The organism is Candidatus Paceibacterota bacterium, assembly GCA_028711505.1.
GTDB lineage: Bacteria > Patescibacteriota > Minisyncoccia > JAHISW01 > Tagabacteraceae > JAQTSC01.
The window spans coordinates 15,499-32,551 of record JAQTSC010000007.1 but is presented as its reverse complement, the minus strand read 5'-3'; the positions used below and the strand labels follow the sequence as shown (position 1 = coordinate 32,551).

Here is a 17,053-nt window from a genome sequence, read left to right as displayed (position 1 = left end):
ATATTTTCTTCAGAATTTTGTTTTTATTTATGTAAATCTCGTTTTTAATCACGGGATTTACAGAAGATAGAAAAATTTTTTTGTTTTTAACGCTTAATTTATAAAACTCGGGTTTTATACCGAGTTCATTTTCAATTATTTTCTTAATTTCACCTTCTATTAATTCGCTTGGGGGAGGGAAATTAAAAAATTTAAACAAAAAATCGGATACTTTTTTCATTAGATATCTTTCATCGGCATCACAAGATAAACAAAAGAATTGTCGCCAAAACCGGTTATAAGGAGAGGTTTGCCTTCGCCGCTAAATTTAAAAAAGAGATCCTCTGTTTTAAAAGACTGAATTGAATCAATAAGATATTTATAGTTAAAAACCATCACTAAATCTTCTCCTTCGGTTTTAGCCGGTATGTTTATGGTGTTTTCCCCAAAATCCGGGTTAGAGGTTTGTATCTCCAAAAAACTTTCGTTTTTATATATTTTTATCTTAACTTCGTTGAGTTTTCCGGAAAAAAGAGATGATGTTTTTATCGCGTCTATAAATCTTTTTTTATTGACCTGGGCTGTGTTTATAAAATTATTCGGTATTATTTGTTTGTAATCAAGGAATGTCCCGTCTGTTAATCTTGAGGTGAGCTCTATGTTTTTTGAAGAAATATTCAGGTTGTTGTCATCTGTTTTTATGGTTAAATCTCCTTCCTGATTTTCAAAAATTTTAAGTATTTCAATGACATTTCTATAAGGGATTAAAAAATTAGAGAAATCGTTTAAATTATAAGGTATTTTTTTCTCCGCAAGCCTGAATGAATCGGTTGCCACGAAAGTTAATGGTGTTTTTGAAGAAGAATAAATATAAACACTGTTTATCTCCGGTTTTGTCTCAGAAAGAGAAGAAGAATAAAAAACAGACCTTAAACCCAAAACAAAATCAAAAGCAGAAACAATAAAAGATTTCTTTTCGCTTATTTTTGGCAAAATAGGAAAGTCGCTCGGATTATATCCTTTTATGGTTGTTGAGCTGTTTTTTGTCGATAAAACAAGGTTATTATTTACGGTATCAATGATCATTTCTTCGTTTTCATTAAAAGAAGAAACAAAAGATGAAAAAAGTTTTGCCGAAACAGCCACAACCCCCTCTTTTTCAATTTTTGCCGGAATTGATATTTTAAGGCCTATTTCCAAATTAGTACTCGAAAAAATTATTGATTTTTTTTCGGTCGCCAAAAGCACCGCGTTTAATATCGGTAAGGTGTTGTTTTTACCGGCTATTTTTTCGCTTAGTATTAAAGCATTTTGAAGATATTTTTTTTCACAAACAGCACGCATGATAATAGTATTAAAGAAGTTTAATTAAATAAATTTATTATTATTATTAATCTTGTGGAATTGTTGATATGTTAAAAAATCAATTAAAAATATAAATATTTTTTACTTTCTTTTTTAACAACCTGTGGAGAACTAAAAGATAATATGTGTTTTTCTTTTTCTATTGTTTGTTGTTTTAAAAAATTATTCACAGTAATACAACTTACTTATAAACATTTTTTCAACAACTTTACTTATACAGTAAATCTCTTATTTTTTGGATATCTGTTTTTAACTGCTGATCTTTTTTTATATCATTTGATACTTTTTCGTAAGCATGAATAACAGTAGTGTGGTCTCTTCCGCCAAACTTTTGTCCGATATAAGGATAAGAACCATTAAAATCTTCTCTTAAAAGATACATTGCTATTTGTCTTGGCACAACAAATTCTTTTTTTCTGGATTTTTCAAAAAGGCTTTCTTCCGGTGTTTCGTAAAAATCAGCGACCACTTTTATTATTTTCGTAAAAGTGACTTTTTTACGGGTATAAATGAGGTTTTTATCTATTAAATCCTTTATTTCCTGAATAGAGAGGTTTTTGTTTAATAATTTTGATTTTGCGGATATAAGGTTTAACACTCCTTCAAGCTCCCTAATATTGTTTTTTACGGCTGTCGCTATATATTCTTCAATATCTCCAGACAAATCAATGTTTTTAAATTGAGCTTTTGATTTTAAGATGGCTATTCTGGCTTCCAGCTCCGGTTCTGAAATATCAGCCATTGTTCCGCCCTCAAATCTTGACCTAAGCCGTTCTTCCAAGTCCGGTATTGATCTTGGAGGCCTGTCGGAAGAAAAAATTATCTGCTTATTTTTTTCATACAAAGTGTTAAAAACATGGAAGAATTCTTCCTGTGTTTTTGTTTTTCCCGACAAAAATTGTATATCGTCTATTATTAAGACGTCGTATTTTTTGTAGTTTTCTTTAAACTCGTATGTTTTATTGTTTTGAATGGATTGTATGAGTTCGTTGGCGAATTTTTCCGAAGTTGTGTATCTTATCTTTGAATTTTTAAGACCTTCTTTTATTTTATTGCCAATTGCCTGAATTAAATGAGTTTTACCCAAACCGACGCCGCCATAAATAAAAAGGGGATTGTAAACAGTGCCGGGGTTGTTGGTTACCGCTACTGCCGTGGCGTGGGCGAGTTCGTTAAAAGATCCGACAATAAAATTTTCAAATGTGTATCTCGGGTTTAAAGAATCTTCGCTTTTGTAAAAATCATTGAATTCCAACTGGGGGACCTCTTCTTTTTCGGAAAATGGAATTTTAAATTTGGAAATAGATTTTTCTGGTTCGTTTTGAGGCTGGCTGTATATTACATATTCAACTATTTTTGTAGAAGGGTCGATTTTTCTTAAAATACCCAGAAGAAATTTATCATATTTATTTTTAAGCCATTCTTTGGTAAAACTATTTGGAACATTTATCCAAACAATCCCGTCTTTGGTGTCTTTAAGGCTTGTCTTTTGGAACCAAGTGTTGAAATTGGCGTTAGAAACGATAGTTTTAACTTCGCCCAAAACCCTTTCCCAAAGCTCCTGGTTTGTTGTTGAATTCATTGGTGTTTTTTGTTTAAATCGTCAAAGCATAAAATAGGGATCTTCCACATAAGGCATTATACCTTGCCGGGTATTTTAACGTAAAATGCGATATTTCTCATAAAATGTTAACAACATGTGTATTACTTGTGTATATTGACTGTTAAAAAGTTCTATTCGGTTATTTAACCTTTGAAATCGCGTTTCGGTTGACCTTTTTCGTTTAAACGTAGTATAATAAAATTCGTTATGTCTTTTACTTATAAACCAAAAAAGAAAAAAAGAAACAAAACCCACGGTTTTTTAAAGAGATCAAGCTCTAAAAGCGGCAAAAAAATCATAAAAAGAAGAAAGGCGAAGGGTAGAAAAAAGGTAACGGTTTAACGCGGTTATTCTTTGTCTTTTTTCATGCTGCCGAAAAAAAACAGGCTTGGAAAATCAGATTTTTCTTTTTTAAAAAAAGCGAAAAAAAGAGTTTTTTCTTTTCCTGATTTTAGAATCACGGTTTGCAAATCGGAATTTTTTTCTAGCCCCGCGCGTTTTGGCGTCGTGATTCCGGCGGCTGTTTCAAAAAAAGCCGTTTTAAGGAATAAATTGAGGCGCAGAATAAAAAACATTCTTTTTAAAAATATCTCAGAGTTTTCTGAAGGATTAATTGTGGTGGTTTATCCGCAGAAAAGCGCCGCAATTATTTCTTTTAAAGAAACAAATGAAGAATTTGCGCGATTTATTAAAGAATTTCATGGGCATAAAAATTAAATAAAACAATGACCTATCTTTATCATTTGATTTTTTACGAACCGCTTTACAACGGGTTGGCTTTTTTAACCAACATACTGCCCGGTCATGACATCGGCTTGGCTATAATTATTTTGACCTTGATGGTAAGGACCATACTTCTTCCTTTCAATCACAGCTCTTCCGTAACTCAAATAAAAATGAGGGAAATAGAACCGGCTATCCGCGAAATAAAGGAAAAATTTAAAAACAACAAAGAAGAACAGGCGCGTCAAACAATGGCGCTTTATCGGGAGAAAGAAATAAGGCCCTTTTTCAGTTTTTTTACGGTCTTAATTCAGATACCGGTTTTTTTAGCGCTTTTTTTTATTCTTAGAAATAATCCGATATTTGACGCGGATATTTTTTATTCGTTTGTAGAACGCCCGACAGAAGTCGGTTCTCTCCTTTTTGGTTTCATCGACGTATCCAAATCAAGTTATTTGATTTCTTTTTTGGCGGCTATTACCCAGTTTTTCCAGGTAAAACTTTCAATGCCCGGTATTTCGGTTAAGCCGAAGTCCGGAAACGGAAACTTTTCTTTCAAGGACGAGCTACAAAAAAGCATGAGTATGCAGATGAAATATATCATGCCTGTGGTAATTTTTTTCGTGGCAACAAGGTTCGCGTCAGGACTCCCTCTTTATTGGACAACCGCCAATGTATTTGCTATAGTACACGAAATTATAATTTCAAAGAAAAGAGCGGCTTATGGCGGAAATAAAGAAAGAGAAAATAGAAAAAATAAAAAATCTTATTGAGGAACTGCTTTTAAAGATGAATGTTTTGGGCCAAGTGGAAGTAATTGAAAATATAGACGGATTTCAGTTTATTATAAGGACGCATGAGGGGGGGCTTTTGATAGGAGAAAATGGAAAAACATTGGTTTCCTTCAATCACATTATAAAAAAAATAATCGGCAAAGAAGTTGACAAGGACGAAACGGCTTTCGCTTTTTCTTTGGATGTAAATGATTATCAGACCAAAAGAATAGAAGATTTAAAAAACATAGCGAGAGTAAACGCGCAAAGAGTCAGATTTTTCAAAAAAGAAGTCGCGCTTAGGGCGATGAGTTCATTTGAGAGACGCGTGATACACGCCATACTGTCCGATTATCCCGATATAACGACGGAAAGCAAAGGCAGTGAACCGAGAAGGCAAGTGGTGATAAAACCTTATCCTTGATGCTCAAACAAACACAGCTCCGGCAATTGCCGGAGCTGTGTTTGTTTTTGAAACAGAATTTTTTATTTGGATAATTCCACTCTCCACAAAACGCCGTCTTTTTTGTTCTGGAAGAAAAAGACCTCCTCACTGGCGTCGGTAAAAATATTTATTATATCAAGCCCCGTGTTTTTCAAAATGAGTTTTGCCGCGCCGGTTTTGACGTCCAGTTGCCACAAAGAATCGGAAAATGAAACAAGACCTTTATACCATGCTTCGGGATAATCGCCTGCCGCCAGAAAATCGGGAACAGCGCAATAAATTATATCTTCGCTGTTTTTACTGAACAAACATTTTTCAGGAAAAGTTTTTATTCCAAGAGTTATTGTTGTTTTATCTTTGTTGTCGTAAATTCGGGTCGCTATTTCGTTTTCGCCGTCTAACAGACTATACAAAGTTTTTTCGCCTTTTTTTGAATAAACAGCGGTCAGGCCTTTTCCGTCTATTATTTTTGACAAAGCTCCGGTTTTCGGATTTATTTTGTAAAAATATCCTTCCGCCAAAGCCGTCGGCCTTGTCAGCGCGGTTATTACATCGGACTGCGGCCATTCCACGAGTCCTTGTTTAAAAGGCAGGTTTATTATTTCTTTGCGGTTTTGGTTTTCCGTATTGGCAATTATTCCATGGCTTGTGTCGTTGTCGGAAAGATAAAATATTTTACTTTCAGCCGGAGAAAAAGAAACAGCCGAGACTCCCGTCGGGAGAAATACGCCCTCTGTTGAAGTCGCCAGGTTTGTTATAAGGAAAGTTTTTAATGTTTCAAATCCGTTTGAGTTTTCAGGATAACGCAGCACGGCGTTTTTCAGGTCAAAAGACCAAAATGCTTCAAAAATTTCCGGAATGGTGTTTATGGTAAGTTGATTTTTGTTTTTTCCGTTTGTTTCGGTTTCAAAAAGCCGCCCAGTCGCTTTGTCAAAGTACTGGATTTTTTGGGTGGACGGGTTAAAGACAGGAGCGACAACGGCTTTATCGGATATTTGGCTTAAAACTCCGGAAGGAGTTTGCGTTTCGGCTTGTTCCAAACCGAAATTTTCTTCTCCGCCGCCTCCCCCCGCCGATTCTTTATCGGAACTTTCCGGGAAAAAAGAAGAAAAAAACCCTTCGTCGTTTTGACTGTTTTGCCCTCCGTTTCCACCGTTAAAAAACAGAAAATAAGACACTGTTCCCAAAATTATTATTCCTGCGCTTATTATTATCGTGAGAAGTTTTTTTGGCATCTATTTTTTTATTTACATTCCGCGTCCTTTTTTTGCGCGCACTTGTCCCCGGTTCTATTTAAATAACAGCTTTCAGCATCGGCAAAAAAACCAACTCCGTCCGTCCAACAAGTTTTAGACAATGCTTTATTGCAGGAACAAATTTTTGTTGATGAATCATAACCAGAAGAAAGGGGCGCGCAATACGCGGCGCATTCACCGGCGGATTCTTTTATTACCCCGGTTGTTTGCTGTTGAGTTTGTTTAGAAGAACTTGTCGCAGGCGCTTTTTGTATAACAACCGGCTGTAATCCGAGCCCCGTATTCAATATATCCGGATTTATAGTGTAAAGAATCGCGTAAGAGAGAAGAGCTATAAGAACCCCTAAAAGAGCCTGCGTAATACGTTTCTTGCCATTTTCTTTTGCGGTGGGGTTTCCGGCCGAGGCGATATATTCAAGACCGCCCACCACGATTTCCACAACCGCCAGGATGGCGCCTAAAACCATACTAAACGTAACCACGCGGCTTACGAGTGTTCCAAAACTTGTTGTATTTCCCGCGGGCCGGTCCGTTTGTCCGGCTGTCTCTCCCCCATAGTTTTCATCGCAATAATCGCAATAATAGGAATCCGCGGAATCGGAAGAACTGTCTTCAAGCCCTATGATTTCTTCCGCATTTGCGACTGCCGTCATTTGAACAAAAAAACAAACGGAAAAAATTACCAAGAAAGCGGTGACAAAAAATTTTTTTTCAGTTTTTGTTTTCATTAAAAATTAATTTTTATCGTTTTCTCGGCTGATTGAAATATTTTTTTCAGATTTTGTACGCTTAATTTTATGAAAGCAGTTCCGGAAATACCCGGATTTTTTTTCAAATGTATCGTCCCGTGTTCTCCTTCAGGATTGATTTTTTTTCCGTTCATTTCCCATTCGTATGAGTAATCGCTTGTCTTATCAAGCGAAAAGAAAAACGGCTCGGCTTTAAGAATAATTTCCTCGCTTTCCAGGTTTGTTTCACTTGGCGCGGATGAACCGAAAACAACTCCCGCCAGGGGTTCTATTTCATAAAATATTATTTCGGGATTTGTTTTTGAAGCTGAAATAACCGCGCTTTTTTCGATTAAAGTTTTTCTGCCCAAGTCGGAAACTTTTACGGTTACGGTGTGGTCGTCAAAATTTTTGATTTGAGCTTTAAATGAATTTTTGCCGATACCGGAAGCTCCGCTTTGTTTTTCGTAATCAAAAAACCATTCGTAAAAAAGTTTATCCCGCTGAAGAAGGGTGTTGTTTAGAAAAAGATGCGGTATCGCCGCGAAATTTACGAAAGATTCCACCACTGCCAGCGAGTTTGCTTTGTACCAATAGGGAATATAAGTATCCGCCTGCCATATAAGGTCAAGGTCGTTTCCTGTTATTGAAACAGATTTTGCGATATTTTCTTTATCTGGCGTTATTATTTCCACCCCGATTTTTATTGTTTTTCCGAAATCGGGCATGGTGAAGTTAAGGGTTTTTTCGCCGGTCCCTTTTCTTTTGACTTTCCCGTTGACCGTCCATATTATCGCGCTTTTTTCCACCTCAAAATTTAGGCTGGAGACGACGGCGGAAGCAGCGCTTCCGGGCTTCGGATAGTTGGGGAACAGAGAAAGATCAAAATTTTCTCCCAGCGCGCGGGTTTTTAAAGGAGTAGCGAAAAAAAACAACGCGGTTAAAATCACCAAAGAAAATGCCATTTTTAATTTTACGTTTTTCCCCATTTTTATTATTATAGCAAATAAATTTAGGATGCCATTATCCTGAAAAGCGTTGCCGCCGTGTTTACCGGAAGCACCCCTAACATAAAATCAATCGCGCTGCCAAAACCTATCGGTAAAACTATTCTTAAAAAATTCACATTTGATTTAGCCGGACTTTTTTTTAAAATTGTAAAATAGAAAAATAAAATTCCTCCAAAGATAAAATTAAATATGATGCTTACAAACGGTATAAGGGCCAAAAGATCAAAAATTACGGCTATCGCAATAATAGGCCAGTGGCCAGCAACTTTTTTCCCGAAAGAAAGCGGATTTATTTTGCCCGCTAGCCCGTCTTTTTTATTTTCTTTTTCGTCCATAATTTCCGGCTTACATTCCTTCTGCTAATTCTTTTTTTGCCCTTTTAATCGCCAAAAGCTGGGCCGGGTCGGACGTTATTATTTGGTCTTCGGTATAGGAAGCGATTATTTTTATGGCAACGTGCTTCAATCCGGCAAAGAAAATTCCTTCGCCGACATCGGATTCAAGAAGCAAAAATTTTTCTTCTTCGGTTAACTTGAACGTTTCCTGGAGAAGGTCTATTGCCGCGGGCGATTGTTTTAAAAGAAGCTGTATTGCGGAGTTGTTTATTATGGGGCTTCCGTAAGGCGATGCCAAAAAATCGCCCACATCCTGCGTGATTGTCGCCACTCCGAGAAAATATTTTCTGGCGCGTTTGGCAATGTGCGTCAGGAAAGAAGCTCCGTCGGGGGATTTCATCATCCACCATGCTTCGTCTATCACAAGAAGCCGTTTTTTGAGCTGTTTTCTTACCGCGTTCCAGATGAAGTTTATGATAAGGTACATCGCCACCGGCCTTAAATCGTCTTCCATGTCGCGGACCGAGAAGACTATAAGTTTTTGATCTATGTCCACGTTTGACGGTTGGTTTATAAATCCGGACCAACTGCCTTGCGTGTATTTTTTGAGTTTTTGCGCCAGGCTTTCTCCTCCTTCCATGCCCGCCAAAACAAGTTCAAGGTCCGATAGCACGGGGGCTATACTGGTTGAAAAATCGGAATCCGGCGTTATGTCGCGCGAGGCGTAAGTCTCGGTTATTGCCCGATCCAAAACAGAATCTTCTTCGGGGGTAAGCCCGCTGAGCATTATTCTGAAAAGCCCGATCAAATTTATTATATGAGAACGCAATACGTCGGAAGGCGATTCGTCTTCGCGCGGGGTCGGCAGGTCAAACGGGTTTATGTGATGTTTGGACGCGAGCGATATGTTGAAATATCTGCCGCCCACCGCTTCCGCAAGGTATTCGTACTCTCTTTCCGGATCCACTATGACAACGCTTGTGTCAAACATAAGAGAGCGTAGAATTTCAAGTTTTGTGGCGTATGATTTTCCGGAACCGGCTTTGGCGAAGACGACAGAGTTATAATTTTCAAGAGAAAATCTGTCAAAAAGCACCAAACTGTTGTTGTGCCTGTTAATGCCGTAGAGGATTCCTTTGTTCGAAGTAAGGTCGAAAGAGACAAAAGGGAAAAGGCTGGAAATCGGAGATGAATTCATTTTATTGTTCACCGAGAGGCGGTCGTTTCCAAAAGGGAAAACCGTTTCAAGGCCTTCCGCTTGCTGGAAGAGCGCCGGTTTGGCGTAGACCAGTTTTGATTCAAGGGAGGATTTGATTTCTTTTTCAAGAGAAGCGAGTTCGTCTTCGGACTCGGCGTAAATCGTTATATAAAGCCCGAGACTGAAGAGGCGTTCTTGCGCTTGCTGAAGTTTGTCCCTCAAATCTTCAAGGTCTTGATACGCGGTATCAAGCATCGGGTCGCGGATAAGGCCTTTCTCTTCCCTCATGTGTATCTGCGATTGGACTTCTGCAACTTTCCTTTGCATCTGCTTCAGTATGGAAGAAGTGTCTATTGGATGCACAAAAATGGAAATGTCGAAAATTTTGTCCAGGTTTATTATTGGCGAGAACCAGTTTACGGAAAGAAAGCGCGGAAAGGAAAAAATGAAAAAAGTTTTTGCCAGCTTATCGCCCAATTTCACGTATTTTGAATTTATTTCCAGCGCGGAAGGAGCGACAATATCCTTGAGTTCAAGAACTCCGGTGCTGTAAATCTGCTCCGGATTGACCGGCAATATCCTCTCGTTGTTTTCGGATTCTTTTGTTGAAAAAAAACGCATATTTTTATTGAAGTGTTTTATCCTGCTCTAACTCCGGAATTTTAGCTTTTTCTCCTTCGCCCGGATTGTAAAGTCCGTAAAAAAGTTCTATCAGCTCCTCGGTGTTCAAGGGAGCGGATCGCACTCCCGCTCTTGAAAGCCCTTGTATTACCGTTTCAACCCGTTGCTGGAGCTGCAGTTTGTTTTCCTCAAAATTTTCCTGAGACAGAGTTTTTTCTTTTTTCTGTTTTCCAAAAATATTTTTCAGCGTGTTTAAAAACGAACCGCCTTTTTCTTCAAGCATCGATGGCGAATACGGAACTACCACGTAAAAAGTTTTATTGACTATCTGGTTGGCGCTTACAAATTCTTTGACGAATTCTATGTATTCGCGTGATTGCACCATAAGAAGTTCATCAGTTATTTCCTGCTGCCTGGCTCGCAAAGTGTCCAGATAAGGTTCTATGTTTAATCCGCGCGATTCAATGAAAAATTGAGCGGTGAAATCAAGCGAGTTCAGAAAATTCTGGTATTGCAGAATGATAGCTTCCTGTTCGTCTGCCGATTTCAGCGCGAAATTTATTGACGATGCCATAAGAACTATCCTTAAAGAGCCGTCGTTAAGAATAACGACTCCGTTTCTGATTTCCTTTATCGGAACGAATTCCTGCGACGCTTTGCTTTTTAACGTGTTAGGCGGCATATTTTTTATCTTTGTTCAATTCCATCTTTTTTAATATCAAGGCTCCACGCCAAATCGCTTAATCTTTTTTTGGAGACTGCCGGCGTCTGGTTGAGCGGAGATTGCGGGGACTGATTCTGCTCAGGGTTGATTTTTTCGCGCGCGACGGGTTTTTCCGTTTTTTTCCATACGTAAATTTTTGCCCTGGAAAAATGGCGCAGCGCGTTTTCAACCAAATTTATAAAAGGCCTGTTGTTTATCTTTAAAAAAGCCAACGCGGCGGCAAAGCCGCCGACGGGCGCCGCGGCAAGAATAAAAAAGAAAAACGGAAGGGATATATACAGGAGAAAAACAGCCGCTCCTCCGCCGGCCAGATAAAGAAACTGCTTTAAGGTAAGCGGTCCGAATATCTTGTCTTCTATTTCTATAAATTGAGGGACCTGAAATTGCATATAAAATTTATTTTGTAAAACTTGTTTTGGCCCAACCTATTTTATGGGTTCTCTGTACGGGTCCGCCCCTCCCGGATATTTTTGCCCTTCTTTTCTCGGTTCAGCCGGCTTTTCGTCCGGGTGCGGTTTTTCGGAAATTTCCTGCGCCGACCTGAAAATTTCTTTTTTCATTCTTTCCTCCAAAATGTTCTTTGATTGTTCCGGCTGTTTTATCGGTTCAATAATATTCGGTATTTGCTGTTTAAGGTCATTGGCCGAAACTTTTGTCTCTTCTGGTTTTATCTCAGCCGGATTAATGGAAAGAAGGGTTGGCGGTTTTTCCGTTTTTTCTTCGGCTTCTTTTTTCAGGGCAGTCTCCGCTTCCTGTTCTATCGGCTGCTTTTTAATCTCAAGCTTTTCTTCCGGAGCGAAAACAGAAGTCGGCTTTATTATCTCCGGCATTATTTTTTCGGCGGGGCGGGGAGCAGGTTCCGTGTTCGGTTCTTTTGGAGCGAATTCCTGAAAATTTTTGTCGTGAATTCTTTTAAGCGAGTCGCGAATTTTATAAAAAATTTCGCTGTTTATTTCAGACGCGATTTTTTGCGCGACCGGTTGGTCAACTTCCAGCCTCTCTGAAAGATTAGCGACAAATTTATTCGGAAGAGTTATTCCGAGCATTAAGAGCCCTGTTTCGTCAGCCAAAACTCCGACGTCCACAATCGCCAGATTGTTATTTTTCCCTATTTTTTGGAGAATCTCAGCCGTGTCCACGCTTGAATAAGCCTCTTTTACGTCCTCGGGCATATTTTTGTATTTTTCAGCGAATTGTTCTTTGGATAAAGCCATTTGTTTTTATTTTCTAAATTTTTTGTTAATTCAACTCCAGTCTTTTTCCTTCCATTTTCTTTCCGCCTCTTCTTTCGGTGTTTTTTGCATCTTTTTTTTGCTCTTTTTGTCTTCAATCTCAACTCCGGCATTGCTTAACATGTTGGTTATAATAGGGGTAAACATAAGAGCGGCAAGTCGATTATTGCCCTCTTTTTTGAATTTATCGGCTATTTCTATGTTTGTTTTGCCCTTATTGGCTATTGTTTCTATTATTTTGTCTCTTCCTCCGCCGCTCTCGTCGGCAAGTTTGTTGGCCCATCCTTGGTTCATGGCTTTTAATATTTCTTCCAGTCCTTTTTTCCCAAAGAAATGATCAAACGCCGGTTCTGCGTCTCCTTTTTCTATTGATTTTCTGTTTTCGGAAAGAATAGTTCCGAATGCTTCGGCATCCAAGGTTTTTACTACTTCCGGCACCTCTTCTTTTGTCGCGTATTGCCACTTAAGCGATTCAATGGCTTTTGTGGACATTCCATAATTTTTCAATTCGCCGATTGATTGCTTTATGAGCTCGGGATTAAGCAGTCCGTCTGGTTTTAAATCCTTAAGCTCTGCTAGTTTTGAAATAGCGGCCGCGCGTTCGAATCCGCCAAACAACGTAGGTAGCATGTTTTTTAATTCCACTGCGGTATAATTGTCGTATTTCTTTTTCACTTCTTCCACCTTCGCTCTGTTTGTTGCAGTTACCCCGGCCGCTTTCTTTGCTAGATAAGGGTTAGCCAGACTAAGAACGGGAGTTTTTCTAACCAAATTGCCGGCACCGGCAAAGAAGTTTGTAAATGCCCCTTTTCCTTTTCCTGTCGCGAAAGCTTCCATTGGCCTGCCTGCCGCGCGCCGTAAGCCCGCTCCTGGAAGCCCGCCTACTCCTTTGCCTATTTTACCGGCATAACCTTCAATTTTCCCGCGCACATAACCCGCGGCTTTTAGTCCCATTTCAGAGGATTTTCCGGCCATCATTTTGGCAACAGCCAGCGAAAGCGTTAATAGCCCTATGATAACCAAAAATTGAACAACCAAACCGACATTTTTTTGGTCAAACACAAGCCCGGCGTATCCTGTCTGTGATTTTCCAAAAAGATTGCTGAAACTTGAATCGTTTATTATCTTGGCGACGATATAAAGCATAAAAAGAAAAGCCGGCGCGAAAAACGACTCATTTATAAGATGAGTCCACCATGTTTTAGCTTCTCCTCTCTGTAATATCATCGCCACAAATGCCAGTGGCGCAAGAATTATTATTATTGAGAGAGAAACGGCTCTGAATATAAACATTACTGCGGCGGCGAGAAGAACAAAAGCGGCAGTTAACTCAAGAGCGCAGCTGAAAATGGAGATAAGGGCAATTTGCACGACAGTGGGCTTTTGTCCGTTGGATCCGAAGCTTGTTCCTTCTACATTGTCGGTTGTCTGTAATTTCATCTGAGCTACGAACACGGCCGATATTTCTCCTTTATTTACCGGTTTCATGGCGGAATAAAATTCTTGCGCCAGACTGTTTGAAAACCCTATTACTGTTTGCGCTATGAACATGCTGAAGTTTATAAGAAGCCCGATAATTATGAGGCGGGTTAGGAGAGTTTTTGTTCCCGGCCCCGAGAGCTGGAGAATGGTAGAGATGCTTATGTAAATCATTATGAATATAAGGGCGATGTTGGCGACATTTCTGGAAACAGCCCAGCCTGCCGAGATTGCTCCTCCGGTAAAGATCGAAGTATTGTTTATGCTTGTTTCTACCGAGAAATCAAAAACGCTTGCCGAGAGGTAGAGCAAAAAACCGCAAAGGGTTTCCATGAGAAGCCCGATTCCTGCGACTATTTCTTCAACAGACCACCACAAAATACTTGCCGCGTGAGCCTTTTCAATTCCAAAGGGCCCGAAAGCGACGAATAACGCCGTCGTTGCGAGAATAATTGCGTATTTTGTTTTTTCTCTACTCATTTCAAATATTAACTTTAATGCTTGTGTCGCTATAAAGTCCTTCATCGTCCGTGACTCTTAGCCGGATTATTTTTTCTCCTTGGTTCATGTATTTCACTTGTATCACGCCTGGTCCTCCGGTCGGCGTGAGCTGCGATTCCTGGAACCCTTTGGTGATATTTCGGCCGTCGGGCATTGTCGGACCCGCGCACACAAGTCCTCCTTCCCTGCATTTCATTTCATCAACTTTTCCGTCGCGGTTGTAATCAACCCAGTACCAATCATAAATAAGGTCGTCATCAAAATCCCATTCGTACATTATTATCTTTGGAGTTTTATCGTCATCTTTTGACCCCGACGGATTCAATGTAAAGAACTGGCTTAAAGAAGTTGACGAGGCTGAGGCAACGGCATTTGGAGTTGTGAGGTCTGCGATTGTGGGGAAGTCGGTGTTGGGAAGCGGCAAGATTATCGCGGTTTCGCGAAGATTTTCCTGTGTTCCAGACGTGCTTACTCCAAACCATTTTATGGGAAAGAGGGTATTTTCTATAAAAATCTTTTTTACGTAATAAGGGGATGATATTGTCGGGTCGCTGCCATCTGTGGTGTAATGAATTGCCATCTCTCCGCCGGCAACAAGTGCGATTTCATTGGTGCTTACGGCGATTGCCGCGGTTGAGAGATTCGCCCCTGTTTCGGTAAACGGCGGGTTAAGATACGCCGACCTTGTTCCTTCTTTGTTCCCGGCGTAATCGGTTGCTACCCATCTAATGGAAGTTGTTTTTGTTATTTCAATCGGATCGATGTATGGACTTGATTGCAAGGTTGGTTGCGAACCGTCAAGCGTGTAGTAAATGAAAGATTCTTCGCTTGATGTTATTTTTACGTGCCAGGAATCCGTGGCCTCTATTTTTGTAGTTGGGGGTGTTCTGTCTAAAAGTCCGGTTGCTCCTATTGCTGAGCCAGATTGCGCGGAGTTGGATGACCTTTCGGCGATGTCCATGCTTCTGTTTAAAGCTTCATTGTCGCTTCCATCAGTGTCAGAAGAAGTTAAAGCCATAACCCCGTCCTTTAAAAGTCGGCTTATTAAGGCATCGGTTATTGCCACTACGTATGATTGCCAGTCTTCGTTTTCAATAAGCCAGTCAATATCTTTAAAAAGAGATTTTGAGAGTCCGTCTGCCACCATTTTCCCCGGGGTTCGCACTTCCCATTTTTCACAATAACAGCCCTGGCTTTCTTTTAAAGAAGCCATTTCTTCCTGGCTTGCGGTGATTTCGTATTTTTCTCCGCCACAATTGAAACGTCTGCATACCTTATCGCTTAAAAATCCGGCGCCTGTCTGGACTTCATTTTTCGCGGCTTCAATAGCCGCGTTTTCTCTGGCAAGTTTTTCGCCAAGGGTGTCCATATAAAGTCCATAAGGATTATTCTGGCTTTCGTGAATTTTTATCCATGCTTTCCATCCGCCGTTATTGAAGTCGTTCATAAAGTCGTCGTAATTGACCCCTATTTTTGAAAGAGTGCACATCACTCTGTTTTGAAAAGGTTTCGGATTTCTTAACGATATGTTTAATTTTATCGCCCAGTTCGGCTGGCAAAGCGAAGCCATGGCGTCGCGTCCGAGCAATTCTTCAAGCGCCTTGCCTCCGGCAACATCCGCCGTGTCTTTCAAAAAACTGTTCCAGTCCGTGACAAATTTCGGTTTTCCTCCGCCTTGTATCCAGGTGACTATTTGGTTGACCATGGCATCCAAAAGTATTTTACGAAAAGAAGCCATGGCTATTTTCATGGCGTCTCCTTTTTGATCCCATGTCCATTGGGCCACAGTTATTGCCAAATCTTGCAGGTTTAAACCGAAGTCCATTGCTTGCCCTGCAATGTCTTTGATCCAGCCGCCGGTTGTTACCGAAGTATGGCCCGGGTCGCTAACAATCATTATTCCGGCAAAAGTTTTTTTCGGATAAAACAATCCAGCGCATGAATTAGCGCAGATTAAAAAAAGTAAAATTATTGATAGGCTTTTACCTGCCATGTTTTTGGACTAAATTTAGAAAATCAACCAGTAAGTTTTTCATTTCTCCTCTTATTTTTTCATTTTCCTGTAATGCGAGAACTGTTTTTAAAGGATCCTTAGCCGTTTCTTTTATTGCCTCATAAACTTTTTGGGTTGCCATAAGGAGTTCTGTTTGTTTTTTATGGTTTTCAAAAAAAACAGAAGGGATTGTTATATTTTTCATATTGATTATGGCTGTATCGTAATAAGAAATATACTTGTCTATTTTAATGAAATTTCCGCTTTCTATGACTTCGGTAAAAATATCTTCTTCGGCAACGCGAGGGTAAGGGTTTTCCGGAATTGCGGCTTCTACTTCACTAACGTATTTTTTCACTGACTCAACAGAGTTGTCGCTTGTTATTTTAAGTTCGTTTTCCGCGATTTTCGGACGCAGGCTGTTTACGAACACGAAAAGCCCAACTCCCGTCTTTTCGTCCAAGAGGGCGAATGGATTTTCTATTGCCGTGGCGCTGTTTATACCTTCGGGATCGGCGATTTTCCCGGCCATCACTTCAGCCAAGCTTTCCGTGAGGTTTATATTTTTGTACTTTTCATTTTCCGCGTAAGAAAATAGTTCATTCGTTCCTTTTGTTCCGGTTTTTTCGTTTGACTCGCCGGAAAGCGGATCAAATCCGTTCTGCGTTTCTTCAAAATCGGAATACCCGTCGTCATCCGTGTCTGTTTTGTTCGGGCTGGTTTTCCAAAGCGTTTCTTCCCAGTCCCTCAAGCCGTCGTTATCGGTGTCAACCATCGCGTTTTGGGCGGCATCGGCGTATTTTTCAATGTCCGTTTTGCTGTTGGGAAGAGAAGGGGATTTTTCCTTGGATAACAGCCAAAAACCTCCTGCAAGAACCAGGAAAAAAACAACAGGACCTATTAACCTCTTATTTCTGAAATACTTCAAAACATTGGCGCTTATCACCAAGATTATTATATCATTTTTACGCTATAAATTATTGATTTTCCTTGTTGTTTATGGGGATAAGTTAATAATTTTGACAGCCTCTTGAATTTATTGGTTTATATTGACTTTTTTCTTTAAACGAATATAATAAAAACAGTTG

18 protein-coding genes are annotated in these 17,053 nt (G+C 39.7%); 4 read left to right on the top strand and 14 right to left on the bottom strand.

Annotated elements, in window-relative coordinates; all coding sequences use genetic code 11:
- The 3 genes from PHC85_03210 to dnaA all read right to left on the bottom strand — a co-directional run.
- Positions 1-220 (bottom strand): hypothetical protein (locus PHC85_03210; GenBank protein MDD5033090.1); only part of this gene is annotated, 220 nt, incomplete at its 3' end.
- Complete coding sequence (gene dnaN, locus PHC85_03205) at positions 220-1,323, bottom strand: DNA polymerase III subunit beta (protein ID MDD5033089.1); 1,104 nt, start codon at positions 1,321-1,323, stop codon at positions 220-222. The genes PHC85_03210 and dnaN, both read right to left, overlap by 1 nt.
- A gap of 229 nt (positions 1,324-1,552) precedes the next feature.
- The gene (gene dnaA / locus PHC85_03200; protein ID MDD5033088.1) at positions 1,553-2,926 is read right to left on the bottom strand and encodes a chromosomal replication initiator protein DnaA; all 1,374 of its coding nucleotides are present in this window, start codon (positions 2,924-2,926) and stop codon (positions 1,553-1,555) included.
- Positions 2,927-3,154: 228 nt separating this feature from the next.
- Between dnaA and rpmH the strand changes: the two genes are divergently transcribed.
- From rpmH to PHC85_03180, 4 genes are read left to right on the top strand one after another with little or no spacing between them, the layout of a single operon-like run.
- A complete protein-coding gene (gene rpmH, locus PHC85_03195) occupies positions 3,155-3,289 on the top strand; it encodes a 50S ribosomal protein L34 (GenBank protein MDD5033087.1) in 135 nt (44 codons plus the stop codon).
- 24 nt (positions 3,290-3,313) lie between these two features.
- Positions 3,314-3,664 (top strand): ribonuclease P protein component, encoded by a 351-nt coding sequence (locus PHC85_03190; protein ID MDD5033086.1) that lies wholly within the window; start codon positions 3,314-3,316, stop codon positions 3,662-3,664.
- Positions 3,665-3,672: 8 nt separating this feature from the next.
- On the top strand, positions 3,673-4,443 hold the full coding sequence (locus tag PHC85_03185; protein ID MDD5033085.1) for a YidC/Oxa1 family membrane protein insertase: 771 nt from the start codon (positions 3,673-3,675) through the stop codon (positions 4,441-4,443).
- Positions 4,394-4,867, top strand: coding sequence for a hypothetical protein (locus PHC85_03180; GenBank protein MDD5033084.1), 474 nt, complete (start codon positions 4,394-4,396; stop codon positions 4,865-4,867). Before PHC85_03185 ends, PHC85_03180 begins: the two co-directional genes overlap by 50 nt.
- A gap of 62 nt (positions 4,868-4,929) precedes the next feature.
- Here the strand turns inward: PHC85_03180 and PHC85_03175 are convergent, their stop codons facing one another.
- From PHC85_03175 to PHC85_03125, 11 genes are all read right to left on the bottom strand, one after another.
- Positions 4,930-6,123 (bottom strand): hypothetical protein, encoded by a 1,194-nt coding sequence (locus PHC85_03175; protein ID MDD5033083.1) that lies wholly within the window; start codon positions 6,121-6,123, stop codon positions 4,930-4,932.
- 8 nt (positions 6,124-6,131) lie between these two features.
- Positions 6,132-6,797: a pilin gene (locus tag PHC85_03170; protein ID MDD5033082.1), complete on the bottom strand. Its 666-nt coding sequence runs from the start codon at positions 6,795-6,797 to the stop codon at positions 6,132-6,134.
- 74 nt (positions 6,798-6,871) lie between these two features.
- Positions 6,872-7,837 carry a hypothetical protein gene (locus PHC85_03165; GenBank protein ID MDD5033081.1) on the bottom strand — a complete coding sequence of 322 codons (966 nt, stop codon included), beginning with the start codon at positions 7,835-7,837 and terminating at the stop codon, positions 6,872-6,874.
- A 47-nt stretch (positions 7,838-7,884) separates the two neighbouring features.
- Positions 7,885-8,217 (bottom strand): hypothetical protein, encoded by a 333-nt coding sequence (locus PHC85_03160; GenBank protein ID MDD5033080.1) that lies wholly within the window; start codon positions 8,215-8,217, stop codon positions 7,885-7,887.
- Between the two features lie 10 nt (positions 8,218-8,227).
- Positions 8,228-10,036 (bottom strand): DUF87 domain-containing protein, encoded by a 1,809-nt coding sequence (locus tag PHC85_03155; GenBank protein MDD5033079.1) that lies wholly within the window; start codon positions 10,034-10,036, stop codon positions 8,228-8,230.
- A 4-nt stretch (positions 10,037-10,040) separates the two neighbouring features.
- Complete coding sequence (locus PHC85_03150; GenBank protein ID MDD5033078.1) at positions 10,041-10,718, bottom strand: hypothetical protein; 678 nt, start codon at positions 10,716-10,718, stop codon at positions 10,041-10,043.
- A 5-nt stretch (positions 10,719-10,723) separates the two neighbouring features.
- Positions 10,724-11,149 (bottom strand): PrgI family protein, encoded by a 426-nt coding sequence (locus tag PHC85_03145; protein MDD5033077.1) that lies wholly within the window; start codon positions 11,147-11,149, stop codon positions 10,724-10,726.
- A 36-nt stretch (positions 11,150-11,185) separates the two neighbouring features.
- On the bottom strand, positions 11,186-11,974 hold the full coding sequence (locus PHC85_03140; protein MDD5033076.1) for a hypothetical protein: 789 nt from the start codon (positions 11,972-11,974) through the stop codon (positions 11,186-11,188).
- A gap of 30 nt (positions 11,975-12,004) precedes the next feature.
- Complete coding sequence (locus tag PHC85_03135) at positions 12,005-13,951, bottom strand: hypothetical protein (protein MDD5033075.1); 1,947 nt, start codon at positions 13,949-13,951, stop codon at positions 12,005-12,007.
- A gap of 1 nt (position 13,952) precedes the next feature.
- A complete protein-coding gene (locus tag PHC85_03130; GenBank protein ID MDD5033074.1) occupies positions 13,953-15,965 on the bottom strand; it encodes a chitobiase/beta-hexosaminidase C-terminal domain-containing protein in 2,013 nt (670 codons plus the stop codon).
- Positions 15,955-16,911 (bottom strand): hypothetical protein, encoded by a 957-nt coding sequence (locus PHC85_03125; protein ID MDD5033073.1) that lies wholly within the window; start codon positions 16,909-16,911, stop codon positions 15,955-15,957. Before PHC85_03125 ends, PHC85_03130 begins: the two co-directional genes overlap by 11 nt.
- Positions 16,912-17,053 lie beyond the last annotated feature (142 nt).

Coding starts and splice junctions, on each gene's coding strand:
- dnaA (MDD5033088.1), bottom strand. CDS start 2,926: ATGAATTCAACAACAAACCAGGAGCTTTGGGAAAGGGTTTTGGGCGAA.
- PHC85_03190 (MDD5033086.1), top strand. CDS start 3,314: ATGCTGCCGAAAAAAAACAGGCTTGGAAAATCAGATTTTTCTTTTTTA.
- PHC85_03150 (MDD5033078.1), bottom strand. CDS start 10,718: ATGCCGCCTAACACGTTAAAAAGCAAAGCGTCGCAGGAATTCGTTCCG.
- PHC85_03140 (MDD5033076.1), bottom strand. CDS start 11,974: ATGGCTTTATCCAAAGAACAATTCGCTGAAAAATACAAAAATATGCCC.
- PHC85_03145 (MDD5033077.1), bottom strand. CDS start 11,149: ATGCAATTTCAGGTCCCTCAATTTATAGAAATAGAAGACAAGATATTC.
- PHC85_03175 (MDD5033083.1), bottom strand. CDS start 6,123: ATGCCAAAAAAACTTCTCACGATAATAATAAGCGCAGGAATAATAATT.
- PHC85_03135 (MDD5033075.1), bottom strand. CDS start 13,951: ATGAGTAGAGAAAAAACAAAATACGCAATTATTCTCGCAACGACGGCG.
- PHC85_03130 (MDD5033074.1), bottom strand. CDS start 15,965: ATGGCAGGTAAAAGCCTATCAATAATTTTACTTTTTTTAATCTGCGCT.
- PHC85_03170 (MDD5033082.1), bottom strand. CDS start 6,797: ATGACGGCAGTCGCAAATGCGGAAGAAATCATAGGGCTTGAAGACAGT.
- PHC85_03165 (MDD5033081.1), bottom strand. CDS start 7,837: ATGGCATTTTCTTTGGTGATTTTAACCGCGTTGTTTTTTTTCGCTACT.
- dnaN (MDD5033089.1), bottom strand. CDS start 1,323: ATGCGTGCTGTTTGTGAAAAAAAATATCTTCAAAATGCTTTAATACTA.
- PHC85_03160 (MDD5033080.1), bottom strand. CDS start 8,217: ATGGACGAAAAAGAAAATAAAAAAGACGGGCTAGCGGGCAAAATAAAT.
- PHC85_03155 (MDD5033079.1), bottom strand. CDS start 10,036: ATGCGTTTTTTTTCAACAAAAGAATCCGAAAACAACGAGAGGATATTG.
- PHC85_03180 (MDD5033084.1), top strand. CDS start 4,394: ATGGCGGAAATAAAGAAAGAGAAAATAGAAAAAATAAAAAATCTTATT.
- rpmH (MDD5033087.1), top strand. CDS start 3,155: ATGTCTTTTACTTATAAACCAAAAAAGAAAAAAAGAAACAAAACCCAC.
- PHC85_03185 (MDD5033085.1), top strand. CDS start 3,673: ATGACCTATCTTTATCATTTGATTTTTTACGAACCGCTTTACAACGGG.